The sequence below is a fragment of the Streptomyces sp. NBC_00457 genome (assembly GCF_036014015.1).
Lineage (GTDB): Bacteria > Actinomycetota > Actinomycetes > Streptomycetales > Streptomycetaceae > Streptomyces.
In genome coordinates, this window is record NZ_CP107905.1 from 9978645 (window position 1) to 9998178 (window position 19534).

Annotated in this window: 17 protein-coding genes; 6 read left to right on the forward strand and 11 right to left on the reverse strand. The window is 71.7% G+C overall.

What is annotated here, in order from left to right:
* Nucleotides 1-7: 7 nt before the first annotated feature.
* The 5 genes from OG828_RS45520 to OG828_RS45540 form a co-directional block, all read right to left on the reverse strand.
* Entirely contained in the window at nucleotides 8-2947 is a 2940-nt protein-coding gene (locus OG828_RS45520) for a helix-turn-helix transcriptional regulator (protein ID WP_328505050.1), read from the reverse strand.
* Nucleotides 2948-3074: 127 nt separating this feature from the next.
* Entirely contained in the window at nucleotides 3075-3428 is a 354-nt protein-coding gene (locus OG828_RS45525; RefSeq protein WP_328370659.1) for a UBP-type zinc finger domain-containing protein, read from the reverse strand.
* Nucleotides 3425-4882 (reverse strand): ATP-binding protein, encoded by a 1458-nt coding sequence (locus OG828_RS45530; RefSeq protein WP_328504464.1) that lies wholly within the window; start codon nucleotides 4880-4882, stop codon nucleotides 3425-3427. The genes OG828_RS45525 and OG828_RS45530 overlap by 4 nt, the downstream gene beginning before the upstream one ends.
* Nucleotides 4879-6555, reverse strand: a complete 1677-nt coding sequence (locus tag OG828_RS45535; protein ID WP_328504465.1) for an FAD-dependent oxidoreductase — start codon at nucleotides 6553-6555, stop codon at nucleotides 4879-4881. The genes OG828_RS45530 and OG828_RS45535 overlap by 4 nt, the downstream gene beginning before the upstream one ends.
* Before the next feature lie 123 nt (nucleotides 6556-6678).
* Complete coding sequence (locus OG828_RS45540) at nucleotides 6679-7035, reverse strand: VOC family protein (protein WP_328370668.1); 357 nt, start codon at nucleotides 7033-7035, stop codon at nucleotides 6679-6681.
* 75 nt (nucleotides 7036-7110) lie between these two features.
* Between OG828_RS45540 and OG828_RS45545 the strand changes: the two genes are divergently transcribed.
* Entirely contained in the window at nucleotides 7111-7983 is an 873-nt protein-coding gene (locus OG828_RS45545; RefSeq protein WP_328370671.1) for a universal stress protein, read from the forward strand.
* A 1-nt stretch (nucleotide 7984) separates the two neighbouring features.
* Here the strand turns inward: OG828_RS45545 and OG828_RS45550 are convergent, their stop codons facing one another.
* The 4 genes from OG828_RS45550 to OG828_RS45565 all read right to left on the reverse strand — a co-directional run bounded on the left by OG828_RS45550 (nucleotide 7985) and on the right by OG828_RS45565 (nucleotide 11982).
* Nucleotides 7985-9217 carry a DUF4032 domain-containing protein gene (locus tag OG828_RS45550; RefSeq protein ID WP_328441985.1) on the reverse strand — a complete coding sequence of 411 codons (1233 nt, stop codon included), beginning with the start codon at nucleotides 9215-9217 and terminating at the stop codon, nucleotides 7985-7987.
* 10 nt (nucleotides 9218-9227) lie between these two features.
* Nucleotides 9228-9974 carry an MBL fold metallo-hydrolase gene (locus OG828_RS45555; RefSeq protein WP_328504466.1) on the reverse strand — a complete coding sequence of 249 codons (747 nt, stop codon included), beginning with the start codon at nucleotides 9972-9974 and terminating at the stop codon, nucleotides 9228-9230.
* 74 nt (nucleotides 9975-10048) lie between these two features.
* Entirely contained in the window at nucleotides 10049-11218 is a 1170-nt protein-coding gene (locus tag OG828_RS45560; protein ID WP_328441987.1) for an acyltransferase family protein, read from the reverse strand.
* A 134-nt stretch (nucleotides 11219-11352) separates the two neighbouring features.
* Nucleotides 11353-11982 (reverse strand): alpha-ketoglutarate-dependent dioxygenase AlkB family protein, encoded by a 630-nt coding sequence (locus tag OG828_RS45565; protein WP_328504467.1) that lies wholly within the window; start codon nucleotides 11980-11982, stop codon nucleotides 11353-11355.
* Nucleotides 11983-12102: 120 nt separating this feature from the next.
* Between OG828_RS45565 and OG828_RS45570 the strand changes: the two genes are divergently transcribed.
* On the forward strand, nucleotides 12103-12729 hold the full coding sequence (locus tag OG828_RS45570) for a TetR/AcrR family transcriptional regulator (RefSeq protein WP_328370686.1): 627 nt from the start codon (nucleotides 12103-12105) through the stop codon (nucleotides 12727-12729).
* A gap of 17 nt (nucleotides 12730-12746) precedes the next feature.
* Nucleotides 12747-14420 (forward strand): FAD-binding dehydrogenase, encoded by a 1674-nt coding sequence (locus OG828_RS45575; RefSeq protein WP_328370689.1) that lies wholly within the window; start codon nucleotides 12747-12749, stop codon nucleotides 14418-14420.
* Nucleotides 14421-14438: 18 nt separating this feature from the next.
* Here the strand turns inward: OG828_RS45575 and OG828_RS45580 are convergent, their stop codons facing one another.
* Nucleotides 14439-14789: a DUF488 domain-containing protein gene (locus tag OG828_RS45580; RefSeq protein ID WP_328504468.1), complete on the reverse strand. Its 351-nt coding sequence runs from the start codon at nucleotides 14787-14789 to the stop codon at nucleotides 14439-14441.
* 213 nt (nucleotides 14790-15002) lie between these two features.
* On the opposite strand from OG828_RS45580, the gene OG828_RS45585 reads away from it, so the two are divergent.
* Genes OG828_RS45585 through OG828_RS45595 form a run of 3 tightly spaced genes read left to right on the forward strand, consistent with a single transcriptional unit; the run spans nucleotide 15003 to nucleotide 18278 of the window.
* Entirely contained in the window at nucleotides 15003-15746 is a 744-nt protein-coding gene (locus tag OG828_RS45585; RefSeq protein ID WP_328504469.1) for a hypothetical protein, read from the forward strand.
* Between the two features lie 19 nt (nucleotides 15747-15765).
* The gene (locus OG828_RS45590) at nucleotides 15766-16461 is read left to right on the forward strand and encodes a response regulator transcription factor (RefSeq protein ID WP_328504470.1); all 696 of its coding nucleotides are present in this window, start codon (nucleotides 15766-15768) and stop codon (nucleotides 16459-16461) included.
* Nucleotides 16461-18278, forward strand: a complete 1818-nt coding sequence (locus OG828_RS45595; protein WP_328504471.1) for a HAMP domain-containing sensor histidine kinase — start codon at nucleotides 16461-16463, stop codon at nucleotides 18276-18278. Before OG828_RS45590 ends, OG828_RS45595 begins: the two co-directional genes overlap by 1 nt.
* Nucleotides 18279-18303: 25 nt before the next feature.
* On the opposite strand, the gene OG828_RS45600 is transcribed toward OG828_RS45595, so the two are convergent.
* Entirely contained in the window at nucleotides 18304-19494 is a 1191-nt protein-coding gene (locus OG828_RS45600; RefSeq protein ID WP_328504472.1) for a fumarylacetoacetate hydrolase family protein, read from the reverse strand.
* Between the last annotated feature and the right edge of the window lie 40 nt (nucleotides 19495-19534).

Genomic DNA, 19534 nt, shown 5'->3' on the forward strand with positions numbered 1-19534 from the left:
GGGCTGGTCAGCCGGACGCCGGCTCCGGGGTGATCAGGCCCCGGCGGTAGGCGATCGCCACGGCCTCGGTGCGGCTCGCGGCGCCCAGCTTGCCGAGAATGTTGGAGACGTGGACGCTCGCCGTCTTGCCGGTGATGAACAGCTCCTCGCCTATCTGCCGGTTGCTGCGGCCGAGGGCGAGGAGCCGCAGGACGTCCTGCTCGCGGGCGGTGAGCAGTGACGCGGCGTGGTCGTCACTGCCCGCCAGCCTGCCGCGGCGTATGAGGTCGTCCGCGTGCTCCAGCAGCGGAGTGGCGCGGAGTTCGGCGGCCGTCTCCCGGGCCGCGCCCGCCTCGACGGCCGCCTCCTCGCGCCGCTCGGCCGCCAACAGGGCCTCGGCGTACCGCAGTCGGCAGCGCGCCCGCTCATACGGGTCGCCGTAGTCGAACGCGGCCACCGCCTTCCCCCACGCCTCCGCGTCCGCACCGGACACGGCCCGCGCCCACTCCGCCTCCGCCCGGGCCAGCCAGGCCTGACCCTCCGGGCCCTGCGGAATGCCTTCGTCGCCGTGCCCGGCCACATCCCGCGCCAACTCCACCAGCTCGCCCGCTGTCTGCGCCCGGCGGTGGGCCCCGGCCTCGTCGCCGGTGCGGCGCAGATCGACGGCCGAATCGGCGACGGCGGACAGGGCGAGCGCGGCAAGCCGGACCGTCACGTCGGGCGGCGTGCCCACCTCATCGGTGAGCGCCGCGACGGTGGACCGCATCCGCGCCACGGCCTCGTCCGCATCGCCGAGCAGCGCGGCGGCATCCGTCAGCACGATTCCCGCGACGAGCGTGGCCATCCAGTCGAACGGCCCCTGAAGCAGGGCGCGCGCACGGTCGGCTGCCTTGAAGTCGCCGCGCGCCAGGGCGACGTTCAGCGCGGGACCCGCCGTATAGCCGCCGGCCGTCGGCAGCACCGCGGCGTCGCTCGCCGCCGCGCGCAGGCACTCGTCCCAGCGGCCCAGGGTGTACAGCACCAGCAGGTGGAGATAGCGCATCTCGAGCGGATACGGCGAGGACAGCAGACCGGCGCGGCGGGCGCGGTCCAGGCCCTCGGTCAGCCAAGGCAGGCACTCTTCCAGAGCGCCGGACTCGAAACAGCCCATGGCGAGGTTGAACAGGGCACGCAGCTCCACCGGCGCGTTTCCCGAACTACGGGCCAGCTCCCGGGCCTCCTTCAGCCGCGCGCGGTTTTCGGGAGTGCGTCGGCCGCCGCCTTCGATCCCGGCCAGCGAGATCAGCAGGTCGGCCTGGGCGTCGGTCACCCGCAACTGCTCGGCGATGCCCAGCGCCTGGCGGGCGACCCGCAGCGCGACCTCGGTCTCGCCGACCTGGCGGGCCGCCATCACATGGGTGGCCGCCGCCCACACCCAGGTCCGCGTGGCGGGTTCGGCGGGGATCAGAGCGAGCGCCTCGCTGCTGTACGCGAACGCCGCCGTCAGGTTGTCGACGCTGATCAGGTTCCCGGCGAGCGTGTAGCGCACCCGGGCGGCGAGCTCGGAGTCCGGGTCCTGGCCGATGCCCGCCAGTGCGGCACGGGTGAGGGAGACCGCGCGGTGAGACTCCCCGGCGTGCGCCGCCGCGGCGGAGGCCCGCAGCGTCAGCGTCACCCTGTCGATGCCCTCGCCGGAGGGACGCGCGGCCGGGTCCACCGACGACCACACGTCGAGGGCGGCCTCCAGGTGCCTGAGTTCCTCGGCGGGAGCACCGAGCCGATGGGCGTGGTCGGCGGCCTCCAGCGAGGCGGCCAGGGCCTCGGCCAGATCATGGCTCGCGCGATAGTGGTGGGCGCGCTCGGCTGCGGTCTCCGCGCGGTGCCCCTGGCCGGACAGCAGCCGGGCGAACGTACCGTGCAGCCGCGCCCGTTCACCCGGCAGCAGGTCGGCGTACACCGCCTCCCGGGCCAGGGCATGGCGGAAGGAGTACGTGTCGCCGTCCCCGGAGACCAGGAGTTGCCGCTCCACGGCCTCCCGCAGCGCCGACTCCAGCTCGTCCTCGGGGAGCCCGACCGCGTCCCGCAGCAGATCGTGCTCGACCCGCCGCCCCGCGACGGCGGCCGTACGCAGCACCTGCTGGGCCGTGTCGGTCAGCTGCTCGAAACGGATGAGGAGGACATCGGCCAGCCCGCTGGGCACCCCGCCCGCCTCCGCGTCCGTGGCGGCCAGCAACTCCTCCGCGTAGAAGGCGTTGCCCTCGGCGCGCTCCACGATCCGCCGGACCGTCGTGTCCGGCACCGGACGCTCCCGCAGCCCGCGCACCAGCCGGGCCACGTCGGGATCGGCCATGGGCCGCAGCTCCAGCCGCTCCACAGCGGGCAGCCGCACCAGCTCGGCGAGCAGCGGACGCAACGGATGCCGGCGATGCAGATCGTCCGCCCGGTACGAAGCGAGCACCGCCAGCCGATGCGTGGGCGCACCGCCCGCGGCCCGCTGCAGGATGCCGCGGCTGAGCAGGAACCTCAGCAGATCCCGCGAGGACTGGTCCGCCCAGTGCAGATCCTCCAGCACGAGCAGCAGCGGAGCGACATCCGCCAGATCGGCCAGCAGCCCCGCCACACCCTCGAACAGCCGCACCCGCCCACCGTCGTCCGACCCACCCCCCAGCAACCGCTCCACCGCCGGATGCGCCGCGACCACACCCGCGAACCGCTCATCAGCGGCCAGCACCCCCAGCACCTCACTGAACGGCAGATACGGCAGTCCCACGTCACCGAGATCCACACAATGCCCGGTCAACACGGTCATCCCAGCGGCAGCGGCCCGCCCGGAGATCTCGTCCAGCACCCGCGTCTTCCCGACCCCGGCATCCCCGGCGACCAGAACAGCCCGAGCCTCACCACCCCGGGCACGCTCCAGCACACTGGAAAGACGAGCCAGCTCATCCTCCCGGCCGACAATGGGCGAGGTAAACGCGGTGTTCTCCAGCACACCCTCATCCTGGCACGAGGCACTGACAGCACCTGGTCCGACCTATAGGGGCGCGGGGAACTGCGCGACAAGCCACAGATAACCCGCACCCGCCACGAAACAGAACCCCCGAGCTAGTAGGCGCTCAGCCCTTCAACACCCGAGCCCAATCCTCCGGAACCCGCCCCACAGGACCCGGCGCCGGTTGATCAGCCGGATGACTCACCGGAGGTGCCAGCTCCGGCCCCGCCTCATACATCTCGGACGTCGCATAGTTCCAGAACCACTCCTCACCCGGCTCGAAACTACGCACCACAGGATGCCCGGTCTCCCGGAAATGCGCGGTCGCATGCTTCGCCGGCGACGAGTCGCAGCAACCGATGTGCCCGCACTGCGCACACCGCCGCAGATGGAACCACCACCCGCCGACCTCGTCGCACTCCACACATCCCATGCCACTGGGCGGAACAGCAGGGTCGATCATGTTGTCGCTCGTCATACGGCCTCCTCGGGCATGTCGTTCGCGGGCGCGACCAGCGGAAGCAGCACCTGGAAGCGCGTGTCGCCCGGCTCGGACTCGACCTGAAGCGTGCCGTGATGCTTGTTGACGACGATCCGCCAGGATATGTCCAGGCCGAGCCCGGTTCCCTCGCCCACCGGCTTGGTGGTGAAGAAGGGGTCGAAGATACGGCTGCGGATCTCCTTGGGCACGCCCGGCCCGGTGTCACGGAACTCCACCAGCAACCGTTCGTGCTGGAGCGCCGTCCGCACGGTCAACGTCCCTTCGCCGCCCGCGTCGTTGATCGCGTGGACCGCGTTGTCGATCAGGTTGGTCCACACCTGGTTGAGCTCCGCCGGGTACGCCGGAATGTTCGGGAGCGTACGGTCGTACTCCTTGACGACCTTGATCCGCTCCCCGATCTTGCCCGAGAGCATCAGCAGGGTGCTGTCGAGGAGTTCATGCACGTCGGCGACCTGATAGGGCGCCCGGTCGAGCTGCGAATACTGCTTGGCCGCGTCGACGAGGTGGGAGATGCGGTTGGTGGAGTCGTTGATCTCGTCCATCAACAGCTCGGTCTCGACGGTGTAGTTGAGCCACCCGATCGCGTTCGGCAGGATCTCCTCGTCCACGGCCGCCGCGATCTGGTCGAGCCAGTCGGTGTCGATGCCGGCCTGCACGAAGGTCGGCGCGATCCGCCAGCCCTCCTGGATGTCGTGGTCGTCGAGCCAGTCGGTGAGGGCGTCCTCCCGGTCGGCGGCTTCCAGCGGAGTCAGCACGGGTGCCTTGGCGACGCGTTCGGCGGTGCGTTCCTGGATGTCGATGAGGTTCGCCATGACCTCGGGGGAGTAGGAGCCCTGGGCGATGACGGCGAGCTTGTGCCGCATCTTGCCCACGCGCTCCCGGAGCGTCGCGGTGGCTCGTACGGCCGCCGCTGCCGGGTTGTTGAGCTCGTGGGTCAGACCCGCCGACAACGACCCGAGTGCCAGCAGCCGTTCGCGCTCCCCGATGGCCCGCTGGGTGTTCTTCGAGCCGAAGAAGAGGCCTTCGAGCAGGTGGACCGCCATGGGGAACCACTGCTGCATGAAGGCCGCGAACTCCTCGGCGGGCACCACGAAGAACCGGGTGGGTTCCGTGACCCGCATGGAGCTGTTGTAGACCTGGCGTACCCGGTCCCCGAGGTACGCCTGCATGGATCCCGCGTACACCCCGCGCTGGGAGGTGCGGGTGACCTCCACGTCGTCGACGCCGACCCGGCGGGAGAGCACCACCGTGCCCTCGATCATGACGTAGAAGCAGGTGGCGGGCTCGCCCTCGGTGTACACGGGCCCGGGCTCGAACTTCTCCACCCGCCCCGCGCGGCACAGCTGTCCGAGCTGCTCGGCGGACAGCTTCTCGAACAGGAACAGCGACCCGATCTCCGCGGGGCTGCACGGCATCGGCTGCCCGCTCACGACTGCTCCAGATACCGGTGGACGAGCATCACGGCCATGGCTCCCTCTCCGACGGCGGACGCGACGCGCTTGGCGGACTCGGCGCGCGCGTCGCCCGCCACGAACACGCCGGGAATGTTGGTCTCCAGGTGGTACGGCGGCCGGTCCAGCTCCCAGTCCGCAGGTGGCCGCCCGTCCGGGGTCAGATCGGGCCCGGCCAGGATGAACCCGCGCTCGTCCCGCAGCACCGTGCCGTCCAGCCAGTCGGTCAGCGGAGCGGCGCCGATGAACACGAACATCCACTGCGCGTCGACGAGTTCGGTCTCACCGGTCTGCGTGTCGCGCAGGGTGAGCTGTTCCAGGTGGTCGGAGCCATGCGCGGACTCGACGACGGTTTGTGCGCGGACCGAAATGTTCGGTGCCTCGTCGATCTGCTGGATCAGGTAGTGCGACATCGACGCGGACAGGTCCGCCCCGCGCACCAGCAGGGTGACCGACTTGGCGCCCCGGGCCAGGTACATCGCCGCCTGCCCCGCCGAGTTGGCGCCACCGACGATGTACACGTCCTGCCCCTGGCAGGAGGCCGCCTCCGTGAGCGCCGAGCCGTAGAACACCCCGCAGCCGGTCAGGTCGTCGCAGCCCGGTGCCTCGAGCTGCCGGTACGACACGCCGGTCGCCAGGATCACACTGTGCGCGGCGATCGCCGACCCGTCCGAGAACCGTACGACCCGTGCCGCGCCGTTGATCTCCAGCCCCGTCACCTCGCGCGCGGTGAGGATCTCGGCGTCGAACCTCGCCGCCTGCCGCCGCGCCCGGTCGGTGAGCTGAGCCCCCGAGACGCCGTCCGGGAAGCCCAGGTAGTTCTCGATCCGCGAACTCTGCCCGGCCTGCCCACCGGTCGCCGACCGCTCCACGAGCACGGTCCGCAGCCCCTCCGAGGCCCCGTACACGGCCGCACCCAGCCCGGCCGGACCGCCCCCGATCACCACGAGGTCGTAGAAGTCGGCCATCGGCGTGGTCGCCAGCCCGACACGGGCGGCGAGCTCCGGCGCGTCCGGCTCGACGAGGGGCGTGCCGTCCGCGGTGATCACCACCGGCAGCCGCTGCCCGTCCTGCCCGGCGGCCGTCAGCAGCCGCCGCCCCTCGGGTTCGTCGGCGGAGTACCAGCGGTACGGCACCTGGTTGCGGGCCAGGAACTCCCGTACGTCCGAGGAACGCGCCGACCAGCGGTGCCCGACCACCTTGGTGCTGGGCACCGGCCGGTAGTCGCTGCACCGCCAGGCCTCCAGCAGATCGTCGAGGACGGGATACAGCTTCTCCTCCGGCGGATCCCACGGCTTGAGCAGATAGTGGTCGAGGTCGACGACGTTGATCGCGTCGATCGCCGCGTTCGTGTCCGCGTACGCGGTCAGCAGCACCCGCCGTGCGCCCGGGTAGACGTCCAGCGCCTGCTCCAGGAACTCGATGCCGTTCATCTGCGGCATCCGGTAGTCGGCCAGGAGCACGGCCACCAGATCGCCGCGCAGCTTCAGCTCACGCAGCGCGTCCAGTGCGGACTCGCCGGACTCCGCGCGCACGATCCGGTACGACCCGCCGTAGCGGCGCCGCAGGTCGCGGGCGACGGCACGGGAGACTCCCGGGTCGTCGTCCACGGTCATGATGACGGTCCGCGCTGCGTCGGCGGCCTGTGCCATACGTCTCCCACCCCGAGAGCGATCGGATGCCGGGTACGGCGACCCCGTGCCGCCGCGCCGGCTCCCGCCCATCGTATGTTCGATCGTCCCGCTTCGCTCAGGTATGCGGGATGCCGGAGCCCGTCAGCGGCGCCGCGAGCTCAGCACGCAGAACTCGTTGCCCTCCGGGTCGGCAAGCGTCACCCAGCTCTCCGCGCCCGTCTGGCCGACGTCCGCGTGCCGTGCGCCGAGCGCGAGGAAGCGGGCGACCTCGGCCTCCTGGTCGTCGGGACGGAAGTCGAGGTGCAGCCGGTTCTTGACCGTCTTGCCCTCGGGGACGGGCGCGAAGATCAGCCCCGGCAGCCGGTCCTTGCGCGGCCGGATCTCGAACTCCTCGGGCGAATCGTTGATCACCACCCACCCCAGCGCCTCGGCCCACCAGCGGCCCAGGGCGACCGCGTCGGCCGCGTCCACGTTGACTTGCTCCCATTCGAGGCCCATCCCGGCAGCGTAGTGAAGACTGTTCCGACGAAGCGACCGCGATGACCAAGCGACGCACTACAGGGAGGCAACCGCATGACACGCCCGATCACGGCAGGGGTCGACGGGACCGAGGAGAGCCACGCCGCGCTGGCCTGGGCGGCCCGCGAGGCGGTCCGTCGCGGACTGCCGCTCCGGGTGGTGCACGCCTGGCGGTTCCAGCCGCACGAGGCGATCGACGCCGGGGACGCCGACAGCCAGGCCGGGTGGGTGCGCGAGGCCGCGGCGGCCGCCGCCCGGACCGTCACCGAGCGGCACCCGGAGCTCGACGTGACGACGGACGTGCTCGAAGGCGGCCCGGTCGACACCCTGGCCGCCGCGGCGGCCGACGCCGAGATGCTGGTGCTCGGCTCGCGCGGCCACGGCCGGGTCGTCGGCTTTCTGCTCGGCTCGGTCGGACAGCAGGTCATCGTCGGGGCCACGGGTCCCGTCGTCCTCGTACGAGCGGGGGACGAGCCGGCCGCCGAGGCCGCGGGCCGTGAGGTCGTCGTGGGACAGCTGGGCGACCCGGACGACAGTGCGGCCGCACTGCGGTTCGCGTTCGAGACGGCCGCCGCGCGCGGGGCGAGGGTCCGTGCCGTACGGGCCTGGACGCTGCCGACGGTGTTCTCCTACAGCCCGGGCTCGCTGAAGCTGCTCGACGAGGCCGGGGGCCTGGAGCCGTACGAGAAGAAGGCGCTGGCCGCGGCGGTGCAGCCGTGGCGGGACCGCTTCCCGGACGTCCCGGTGGTGGAGCACGTGGAGATGGGCAGCGCGGGGCAGGTGCTGCTGGCGGTGGCGGGGCAGGCCCAGCTGATGGTGGTAGGCCGCCGGGCCCGCCGTACGGCCGTCGGCGCACGGATCGGCTCGGTCGCCCACGGGGTCCTGCATCACGCGGGCTGCCCGGTGGCCGTGGTGCCGCCCGCCTGAGTCACTCGGCTGTCGGCTGCAGTGTCTCGCGCGCCTTGGGCAGGATGTTCTTGACGTAGTCGTCCACCGCCGTGTCCAGCCCGATGTCGTGCTGGGCACGCTCGGACATGTACCAGCGGTGTTCGAGCAGCTGGTGGTAGATCTCGGCCGCGTCCATCGAGCCGCGCAGCTCCAGCGGCACCGCACGCACGGTGGGACGGAACACGTCCCGCACCCAGCGGTGGGCGAGCACTTCCGGGCGGGCGCCGAGGGGGTCGCCCGGGGCGTAGTCGTCCTGGGTGGCCATCCAGCTCTCCAGGTCGTTCAGGAGCCGCCGCGCCTGGTTCTCCTCGGTGTCGAGGCCGGTCAGCCGGAGCAGCTGGCGCTGGTGGTGGCCCGCGTCGACGACCTTGGGGACGAAGGTGACCGTGTCGCCGTGGGAGTTGTGCTCGATCTGCATCTCGGCCACGTCGAAACCGAGTTCGTTCAGGCGGCGTATGCGGCGCTCTATGTAGTGGTACTTGCCCGCCGGGTAGACGGAGGTGCGGGTCAGCTCGCCCCACAGGTCCCGGTAGCGTCCGCAGATCTCGGTGCCGAACTCGATCGGGTCGACGGACGGGTGCAGCGCCCCCGACGCCTCCAGGTCGAGCAGTTCGCCGCTGATGTTGACCCGGGCGAGGTCGAGGTCGTAGTCGCGCTGTCCGTCGCTGAGCTGCGGATGCAGGTCACCGGTCTCGGCGTCCACGAGATACGCGGCATAGGCGCCCGCGTCCCGCCGGAAAAGCGTGTTGGACAGCGAGCAGTCGCCCCAGGCGAACCCGGCGAGGTGCAGCCGCACGAGCAGCACGGCCAGGGCGTCCATGAGGCGGTGCATGGTGGCCGGGCGCATCGTCGTCTCGAACATCGAGCGGTACGGCATCGAGCCGCCGAGATGCCGGGTGATGAGCACCGGTTCCAGCGGCGCCCCGTCCTTGTCGGCGCGCCCGGTGACCACGGCGAGGGGGTCGACCGCGGGGATGCCGATCCGGTCCAGGTCGCGCAGCAGCTCGTACTCGCGCAGCGCGGGCCGTTCGGCCAGCTCCTTGACGGCGATGACCTCGGAGCCGGCCCGGGCGTAGCGCACCACGTGGCGGGAGATGCCGCGCGGCAGCGGGACGAGGTACTCCTCGGGCCACTCCTCCAGCGGCACGTCCCACGGCAGCTCGAGGAGGAGCGCGGGGTGCTCCGGGTTGGTCGCGCTGATCTGCAATGCCATGGCCAGAACTCTAGAGCGCGCGCTCCCGTGCGTGCCGTGCCGCCTCACGTACTGGACCGCGGTGCACCGGCCCGTGCCCGGGGACCAGGACATCGCCGTCGAGGCCCTCCAGAATCTCCAGCGAGCTCACGGCACGAGAACGGTCGTGGTGGAACATGTCCGGCAGCAACTGGGGCCCCTTGGCGCGGGAGGTGGGGTGGCCGCTGACCAGGGCGTCGCCGGAGATCACCACTCCGGTGCCCGGGAGGTGGTAGGCGGTGTGGCCGAGCGTATGGCCGGGCGTGTGGACGGGGACGGGGCGGCCCGGCAGGTCGAGCGGCCCCCGCGTCGGGAACGGCTGCGGTTCGGCGACCGGGACATGGGCGGTGCCGCCGACCCGCAGGGCGTGCACGGCCCACGGCAGGACGCCGGGACGCCAGCCGTTTCTGAGGACCCGGCCGATGGACACCTGGTGCAGGAAATCGCGGCGGGCGTGCGGCACTTCGGCCTCGTGCAGGTAGACGGGCGTGCCGTACGTGCGGCGCAGGTGCTCGGCGGAACCCAGGTGGTCGTTGTGGGCGTGCGTGATCAGTACCGCCGTCACCGCCTCCGGTGAACTGCCCACCTCCGCAAGGGAAGCGAGGAGCCGCTCCCGGTCGCCGAGGTACCCCGTGTCGATCAGCGTGACGGCGTCCCCTTCACTCAGGATCACCCAGTTCGTGTTGCTTCCGTGCACCAGGTAGGTGCCGTCGGCGACTTGCTGCACGGCTGCCCGCATGATCGTCCCGAGTGGTGAGGTCCTTGTCCGACGGCACCAGCAAAGCAGACGCCGAGCGGTCCGGCGCCTAGGGGTCAGCGCATCCCGAACAGGAAACGCGTCACCCTGGTCCGGCGGACCGCGAACTCGTACACCACGAGGATCACCGCCAGCGAACAGGCCACGATCACGGCGTACTTGACGGCAATCGGCGCGTCCCAGCCCACCACCCCGTAGGCGAAGGCGACCACCACCGGCTGGTGCAGCACATACAACGGAAGCGCGGCGACCGCGAAGTACGGCAGGAGCCGGCCGGTGCGTGCACGCTCGGGCCCCTCGCGCTCCCGCGGCCGGTCCAGCAACCCCATGATCGCCACCACCCAGCACCAGCCCGCCGCCCCGAACACCGCCCGCGTGCCCAGCGACAACGGAGTCCAGTCGGTGAAGGGGTCGTCCTCGCTCAGGAACCCGGGAGCGGTCCCGCAGAACAGGACGAGCCCGACCACACCGACCGGCCGGGCGAGGCGGCGCATGGCGGCACGGATCCGCTCGTCACCGGCGAGCGCGTAACCGTAGACGAAGAACAGCAGGTACGCCCACCGATTCCAGCCCGCGTAGTCCTCCTCCATGCCGGCCAGGGAGTTGATCAGCGCGAGGGGCAGGGCGGGCAGCAGGAGCAGCGTGGGCCTGCGTTCCACCGCGGCTCCCGCGCGTTCGGCGCCGGTCGCGACGGGCGCTGCCACCGGTGCGAGGAGCAGACAGAACGCGAGCAGGAGCACGACGAACCACAGGTGACCGGTCTCGAAGTGGTCGCCGGTGAGGACGAAGGGGAAGTCCGCCAGGTCCAGGTGGACTTGGAAGAAGCGGGGCCAGAAGCTCCAGTACGACTCGTCGTAGCCGGGGTCGGCCGCGCGCAGCCGCAGCCACTGCGGGACGGTCACGAGGGTGAGCGTCGCGAAGACCAGGGGTACGCCCAGGCGCAGCAGGCGCTCACGGGCGAAACCGCCCGGGCCGCGGCGGCGGATCGAGTACCGGGCACCGAGCCCGGCGACGAGGAACAGCATGGGCATCGCCCAGATCACGCCGAGCCCGGCGACGACGGTCACCGCGTCCGTCGTGTCGGCGTTCTTGACGTAGAAGTCGTCGTCCGGGGAGAACACCAGGGCGGCATGGAAGAAGACCAGGCCGACGACGACGAGCGCCCGCAGCGCATCCAGTTCACGGCGCCGGGGAGCGGCCGTCGTCCGCGCGGATTCCGTGTCCATACGACCCCCAAGTGCGGCCCAGTGTGGGGGAGAAGGACAAGGGACGACAGGGTTCCGTCAGGGGATGAGGCTGCCTCCGGCACCGTCCCCCGGAGGCAGCCCCCGCGCGCATCCGAAGCGGCCGCCTCTCCGCCTCAGTGCACGCCGTCCGGGCGGAACTGCATGCTGATGCGCGGTCCCGCGGCTCGTGCGGTCTTCGGTACGGCGTGCTCCCAGGTCCGCTGACAGGAGCCGCCCATGACGATGAGGTCCCCGTGGCCCAGCGGGCGCCGGATCGTGTCGCCGCCGCCGCGCAGCGGACGCAGCAGCAGATCACGGGGTGAGCCGACGGAGAGGATCGCGACCATCGTGTCCTCCCGGGCGCCCCGTCCGATCCGGTCGCCGTGCCAGGCGACGCTGTCGCGGCCGTCGCGGTAGTAGCACAGGCCGGCCGTGGTGAAGGGCTCGCCCAGTTCGTCGGCGTAGTGCGCGCACAGTGCTTCCCGCGCCTCGTCCAGCACGGGGTGCGGCAGAGGGTCGTCGGCGCCGTAGAACGCCAGCAGCCGAGGTACGTCGACGACGTGGTCGTACATCGTGCGCCGTTCCGCACGCCACGGCACCTCGTCCGCCAGCTGTTCGAACAGGGCGTCGGAGCCCGCGAGCCACCCGGGCAGGACGTCGATCCACGCCCCGCGGCCCAGCTCGGTGCGGCGCATCCCGTCGAGGGAGCCGAGCCGGAGCCGGTCCGCCTGGTCGAAGAGCGAGCCCTGGAGGTGCGTGGTCATGGATCCAGCGTACCTCTTATTCGAAAGTTTGTTCCAATAGGTACGCGTGAAGTCTTGGTGCCGCCCCTTTGGATACGTTCGTGTATCGGATACATTTCCGTATCGAACGAAGGGCGGGCCATGGTGGCGGAGGCGACGACCGGGCGCGTGACCAGGCGCCGTGTCCGCACGCGCGCGAACCTGCTCGACGCCGCGTTCGCGGTGTTCGCGGCCAAGGGCTTCGGCCGGGTCTCGATCGAGGAGGTCTGCGAGGCGGCCGGGTACAGCCGGGGTGCCTTCTACTCGAACTTCGCCAGCCTCGACGAACTGTTCTTCGCCCTCTACCGCCAGCGCGCCGACCTGATCGCCGAGCAGGTGTCAGGGGCGCTCGCCCTCGACGGCCCGGACCTCGACGTGCCCGCCGCCGTCGACCGCGTCACCGAGGTGCTGCTGCTCGACCGGGACTGGCTGCTGGTGAAGACGGACTTCCTGGTGCACGCCGCCCGTGACCCGGACGTCGCGCGGACCCTGCTGGAGCACCGGGCGCGGCTGCGCGGCGCCATCGCGGAACGGCTCGCCCGCGCCCAGGGCCACACCGAACTGCCCGCCGTCCTGGGCGACATCGACGCCGCCGCGCACGCGGTGGTCGCCGCGTACGACGGGGTCACCACCCAACTGCTCCTTGACCGGGACGCCGAGCACGCTCGCGTCTGGCTCAAGCAACTGCTCACCGCGCTGCTGACCGACGGCAGCGACACCACCGTATGAGGAAAAGGACGGTCGCCATGGATGCCGACGTCATCGTCGTCGGAGCGGGCCTCGCCGGCCTGGTCGCGGCGCACGAACTCACCAGCCGGGGCCGCAGGGTCGCCCTGGTCGACCAGGAGAACGCCGCCAACCTGGGCGGCCAGGCGTTCTGGTCCTTCGGCGGGCTGTTCCTGGTCGACACCCCGGAACAGCGGCGCCTGGGCATCAAGGACTCCTTCGACCTCGCCTGGAACGACTGGCAGGGCAGCGCGCAGTTCGACCGCGTCGACGACGAGGACTCCTGGGCGGTGCGCTGGGCGCGGGCCTACGTCGAGTTCGCGGCGGGGGAGAAGCGCTCGTGGCTCGCCGGGCACGGCATCTCGTTCCTGCCCACCGTCGGCTGGGCGGAGCGCGGCGACCTGCGGGCCGACGGACACGGCAACTCCGTCCCCCGCTTCCACATCGCCTGGGGCACGGGCACGGGAGTCGTCGAGCCCTTCGTCGGCCACGCCCGGCAGGCGGCACGCGACGGGCTGCTCACCTTCTACCACCGGCACCAGGTGGACGAACTCGTCGTCGAGGAGGGCTCGATGCGCGGCGTGCGCGGCACGGTCCTCGCCGAGGACCGCTCGGCCCGCGGCGTCTCCTCCAACCGCGACCGCATCGGCGAGTTCGAACTCACCGCCCAGGCCGTCGTCGTCACCACCGGCGGCATCGGCGCCAACCACGACATCGTCCGCCGCTACTGGCCCGAACGCCTCGGCACCGCGCCCACGGAGATGGTCACCGGAGTCCCGGCGTACGTCGACGGCCGCATGCTCGACATCAGCGACCGGGCCGGCGTACGGCTGGTCAACCGCGACCGCATGTGGCACTACACCGAGGGCCTGCAGAACTGGGACCCGATCTGGCCCGGCCACGGCATCCGCATCCTGCCCGGCCCGTCCTCGATGTGGTTCGACGCGCTGGGCCGCCGGCTGCCCGACCCGTGCCTGCCCGGATACGACACCCTCGGCACCCTCAAGTACCTGCGCACCACCGAGGACATCGCCGGATACGACCACTCCTGGTTCATCCTCACCCAGAAGATCATCGAGAAGGAGTTCGCGCTGTCGGGCTCCGAGCAGAACCCCGACATCACGGCCAAGGACCGCAAGGCGTTCCTGCGCGAGCGTGTGCTGGGCAAGGGCGCGCCGGGGCCGGTCGACGCGTTCCTGCGCAAGGGAGCGGACTTCGTGACGGCCCCGAGCCTGGACCAACTGGTCGAGAAGATGAACCAGTTGACCGAGAAGCCGCTTCTCGACGCGGCCGAGGTACGGCGCCAGATCGAGGCACGCGACCTGCAGATCGCCAACCCGTACGCGAAGGACTCCCAGGTCCAGGGCATCCGCAACGCCCGCCGCTACATCGGCGACCGCCTCGGCCGGGTCGCCACCCCGCACCGCATCCTCGACCCGGCCGCCGGACCCCTGATCGGCGTCAAGCTGCACGTCCTGACCCGCAAGACCCTGGGCGGCATCCAGACCGACCTCGAATCCCGCGCCCTGGGCGCCGACGGACAGCCGGTCGACGGCCTCTACGCGGCCGGCGAGGTCGCCGGCTTCGGCGGCGGCGGCGTCCACGGCTACAACGCCCTGGAGGGCACCTTCCTCGGCGGCTGCCTGTTCTCCGGGCGCGCGGCGGGCCGGGCCGCGGCACAGCAGACAGGCTGAACCCTCGGGCCCGTCTCCTCAGTTCTGGAGGAGGCGGGCCAGCACGGCGGCGTGACTCTCCTCGGGAGACTTGGCCGAGGTGAGCAGGGTCACCGGCCCCTTGCGGGTCGATTCCCGGATCGTTTCGAGGAGTTCGGCGGCCTCGGACGCGGCGAGCTCCGCCTCGTAGCGACGGCTGAGCTCCTCGAACGACCCCTCGCCCGCGTGGTACCAGCGGCGCAGTTCGGTCGACGGAGTGAGCCCCTTCGGCCACTCGTCGACCCGCGCCGCGTCCTTCGACAGGCCGCGCGGCCACAGCCGGTCGACCAGGACACGCACGCCGTCCTCCGGCTCGGGCGGATCGTAGACGCGACGGACGCGAACGCTCACGGTGGGGCCTTTCGACGGGGATGTGCCGGGAGCGTACTGCGGGGTGCGGCGGGGAAGGCGGTACGACGTGACCTGAACGAGGTCGAAACATGGACGGAGCGACGCCTACCGTGAAGCTGTAGCCCGCCCCCGACCCGCAAGCGTCGAAGACTCGTGACCGAACACCGCTCAGAACCTGACGAGTTCCTCACAAGTGTTGGTCAAGGTCGAGCCATGATCACACGCAAGCCCGGCATGGCCCTGCTCGCCGTGTCCCTGCTCCTGACCGGATGCGGCGGCGGTGCCTCGGCCGCACCGGACCGCGAGACCGTGACCGCCCAGGCCGGCGCACCGAACACCCCCGCCCCCAAGATCTCCGTCGAGACGGCTCCCCGGCAGCTGCCCGGTCTCGGACCGAAGACCTGGGCGAAGGTGCCGTCCGACGCCCGGCAGGCCGTCGTCGTGACCGGTCGGGGCAAGAACTCCTCGCGCTCCACCGTCGTCCTGTACGAGCGCGCCGCCGACGGCTGGCACGCGGGCGCGAGCTGGCCCGCCCACAACGCCCTCAAGGGCTGGACCGACGACCACCGGATCGGCGACCTGCGCTCACCCATCGGCGTCTACACCCTCACGGACGCCGGCGGCCTGCTCGACGACCCCGGAACCAAGCTGCCGTACGACCGCTCCACGGGTTTCACCTTGTCCGGGACCGGTTTCGAGGGTGAGCCGCTGGCCGGCTCCTTCGACTACGTCATCGCCATCGACTACAACCGGAAGCCCGGCACTACGCCCCTGGACTGGACCCGTCCGCTCGGTGCGAGCCGCGGCGGCGGAATCTGGCTCCATGTCGACCACGACGGCCCCACCCAGGGCTGCGTGAGCATCGACAAGGAACACATGAAAGAGCTGCTGCTGGCGCTGGACCCGCGGCTGAACCCCGTCGTCGTCATGGGCGACTCCGCGTCCCTGGCCCGCTGAACCGCTTAGGATCCGCCGCGTGTGCGCACATGTGCTGGTCGCCGAGGACGACGAGATGCAGGCCGAGTTGATACGACGCTCCCTGCTCGCGGAGGGTCACACCGCCACCGTGGTCCACGACGGGCGGGCCGCGCTGGACGCGGCCCGCCGGATCGCCCCTGACCTGGTCGTCCTGGATCTGATGCTCCCGGTGATCGACGGGTTCGGGGTGTGCCGGGTGCTGCGCGCGGACGACGACATCCCCGTCCTGATGCTCACCGCCCGCTCGGCCGAGGACGACATCCTGCTCGGCCTGGAGCTGGGCGCGGACGACTACATGACCAAGCCGTACAGCCCGCGCGAGCTGATGGCCCGCATCCGGACCGTTCTGCGGCGCAGCGGACGGGTGCCCGCGGACCGGCGCGAGGATCCCGTCATACGCGCCGCGGGTCTCTCGGTCGATCCCGTACGGCACGAAGTGCGCTGCGACGGCACGCCGGTGGAATGCACGCCGGCCGAGTTCGAGATCCTGCTGGCCATGGTCGGCGAACCGGAACGCGTGTTCTCCCGGCGGCAGTTGCTGGAGATCACCAGGGGCACCGACCGCGCCTCCACCGAACGGGCCGTCGACGTCCACATCATGAACCTGCGCAAGAAGATCGAGGCCGACCCGCGCCGCCCGGCCCGGCTGCTGACCGTGTTCGGCGTCGGCTACAAGCTCAGCGGCGGCCGTTGATGAGCGAGCGCATCCCGCTGCGCAAGCGCCTCCTGGTGCGGCTGCTGATCGCCTCCGGCCTCATCGCCGTGTGCTCGGTGGCGGCGACCGCATGGCTGGCCGTGGCGACCACCACCCGCGCGCTGAGAGAGGAACAGGGCCAGGCCCTCGCCGCGGACATGGAGGTCCTGGCCGAGCTCAGCGGCTACGCGGCCACCCATCGCGACTGGAGTGGAGTCGCCGCGACCGTGCGGGAGTTGTCGGCGCAGACGGGTCGGCGTATCGCCCTGACCACCCCCGACCGGAGGACCATCGCCGACTCGGCGCCGCCCGGCACCTCCCTGCCACCGACCGCCGCCGCGACCGTGGACCCGCTGCGCACCGACACCTCCACCGAGCGGGGCGCCCAACGCGGCGGCACCGACCCGCGCGTGGTCGGCCCGTACCGGCTCACCACGGCGGAACGCACGAAGCTCGACCTCCTGGCCCGGAAACGACAGAGCTGCTTCGCCCGCAACGGCGTGGAGACCACCCTGACCCGCACGCCGAGCGGTCGCCCGGTCGTGGCCGACGCGGACGGTACGGGCGAGACCGCCTATGTGCCGGACGAGTGCGCCGACGGCCTGCTGAACACGCCGACCCGCACGGAACAGAAGGCACTGACCGAGCTCCACACGCTCGCCCGCGGCTGTCTGACCCGGGCGGGCGTGAATCCCCGGCTGCCCCTGGCCCTCTGGAACGCCCAGCCCGGCACGGCGTTCCAGAGCCCGTCCTTCGCGTCCGGCTACGACAAGACGGGTGTCAAGGACATGCAGCAGGCCGAGTCCTGCCTCGACGAAGCCCGTCGCGCCCAACTCGACCCCTATACGGCGCCGGTGGCCGAGCTGTTCCTTGGCGGCGGGGGCAGCCCAGCCGTGCGGTTCGACATGTCCCCGGGCAACAAGGCCAAGGTCGTGGGCACCGCGGGGCTCGTGCTCGCCGTCACCGTGGCCGTGACCGCCGTGGTCGCCACCCGGCTGGTACGGCCGCTGCGCGCGCTGACCGCGGCGGCCCAGCAGCCCCCGGACCGCCATGTCCGCGTCCCCGTCACCACCCGGGACGAGACCGGCATCCTGGCCGCGGCCTTCAACGACCTGACCGAACGCCGCGAACGCCTGGAAGCCCAGCGCAAGGCCATGGTCAGCGACATCGCCCACGAACTGCGCAGCCCGCTCACCAATATCCGCGGCTGGCTGGAGGTCACCCGCGACGGAGTCGTCGACCCGGACCCCGCCCTGCTGGCCGCGCTGCACGAGGAGGCCGTCGTCCTCCAGCGCGTCATCGACGACCTGCGGGACCTCGCGGACGCCGACGCCGGCACCCTGCGCCTGTACCGCGAACCCGTGCGCTGCGACGAACTCCTCCACCAGGTCGCCGCGGCCCACCACGTCGCCGCCGACGCGGCCGGCGTCGAACTGCGCACCGACATCGACCGGACACCGTGGCTCGACGCCGATCCGGTCCGGATGCGGCAGGCGCTCGGCAACCTGGTCTCCAACGCGCTCAGGCACACCCCGGCCGGCGGCACCGTCACCCTGACCGCGCGCCAGGACGGCGACGAGATCCTCATCGAGGTCACCGACACCGGCACCGGCATCACGCCCGAGGAACTGCCGTACGTCTTCGACCGGTTCTGGCGCGCGGAGAAGTCCCGCAGCCGCCGCACGGGCGGCAGCGGGCTCGGCCTGCCCATCGTCCGCCACCTGACCGCGGCCCACGGCGGAACGGCCGAGGCGGCCAGCGAGCCAGGCAAGGGCAGCGTCTTCACCCTGCGGCTGCCGGGCGGCCCGACGTCATAGCGGGCCGCGTGGCGTCGAGGCAGGGTCACAGCATGCCGCGCCGGGCCAGGTTGTGCATCAGCGCCCGCACGCCGAAGGTCCACGGCGGGGCCTGCTCGCTGGCGACGACGGTGTTGACCAGAGCGCCGAGCGGCGGGCTGGAGATCCGTACGATGTCGCCGTGCTCGTGGGTGAAGCCCGCGCCGGGTGCGTGCCGGTCCTCGGTGGGCGCGAACAGCGTGCCGGTGAACAGCACGAAGCCGTCCGGGTACTGGTGGTGCGCACCGTGCGTCGCGGCCACCAGGTCCAGCACGTCGCGGCTGATCTCGCGCATCGAGCTGCTGCCCTGGAGCACGAAGCCGTCCGCGCCGTCGACGCGCAGGTCGATGTCGAGCCCGCGTACGGTGTCGAGGTCGAAGTCGTCGTCGAGCAGGCGGATGAACGGCCCGATCGCGCAGGACGCGTTGTTGTCCTTGGCACGAGAGAGCAGCAAGGCGCTGCGTCCCTCGATGTCCCGGAGGTTGACGTCGTTGCCGAGGGTGGCGCCGCGAACCCGGCCGCCCGAGTCGACGACGAGGACGGCCTCGGGCTCGGGGTTGTTCCACCCCGAGTCGGCGAGCACCCCGATGTCGGCTCCGGTGCCGACCGCGGACAGCACCGGGGCCTTGGTGAACACCTCCGGGTCAGGCCCGATCCCGACCTCCAGGTACTGCGACCACAGTCCCTCGGAGACCAGCAGCTCCTTGACCTTGCCGGCCTGAGGCGACCCGGGCCGGAGTCCGTCGAGCGCTCCGCCCACCGCCTGCCGGACGCGCTCCCGCACGTGGGCGGCCTGCGCCGGATCGCCGCCCGCGCGCTCCTCGATGACGCGCTCCAGCAGACTCCGGGCGAAGGTGACGCCCGCCGCCTTGATCACCTGGAGGTCGATGGGGGCGAGCAGGTGCGGGACATCGCGGCGGCCGGTCGCGGTCGCGTCCAACAGATCGTCAAGGGGCCAGGCGTGGTCGCCGACGGCCTCGCGGACCACCGTGGCCGCGTCGTCGCGTTCCAGCAGGTCGGAGACGGTGGGCGTGACGGCGGTCAGGTCGACGACCTGCTCGCCGCGCACCGCGGCCACACACGGCCCGTCCCACTCCGGGGCGTATACGCGTGCGACGAGGGCGGCCCGGTCGGCGTCGTCCGGCAGGACGGAGCCGGGCGTGAGGGCGGGACGAGGGCGGGCGGGTGCCGATTCCACGCTGGTGGTCTCCGGGGTTCGCGGGCGGGGGTCGGGTGTT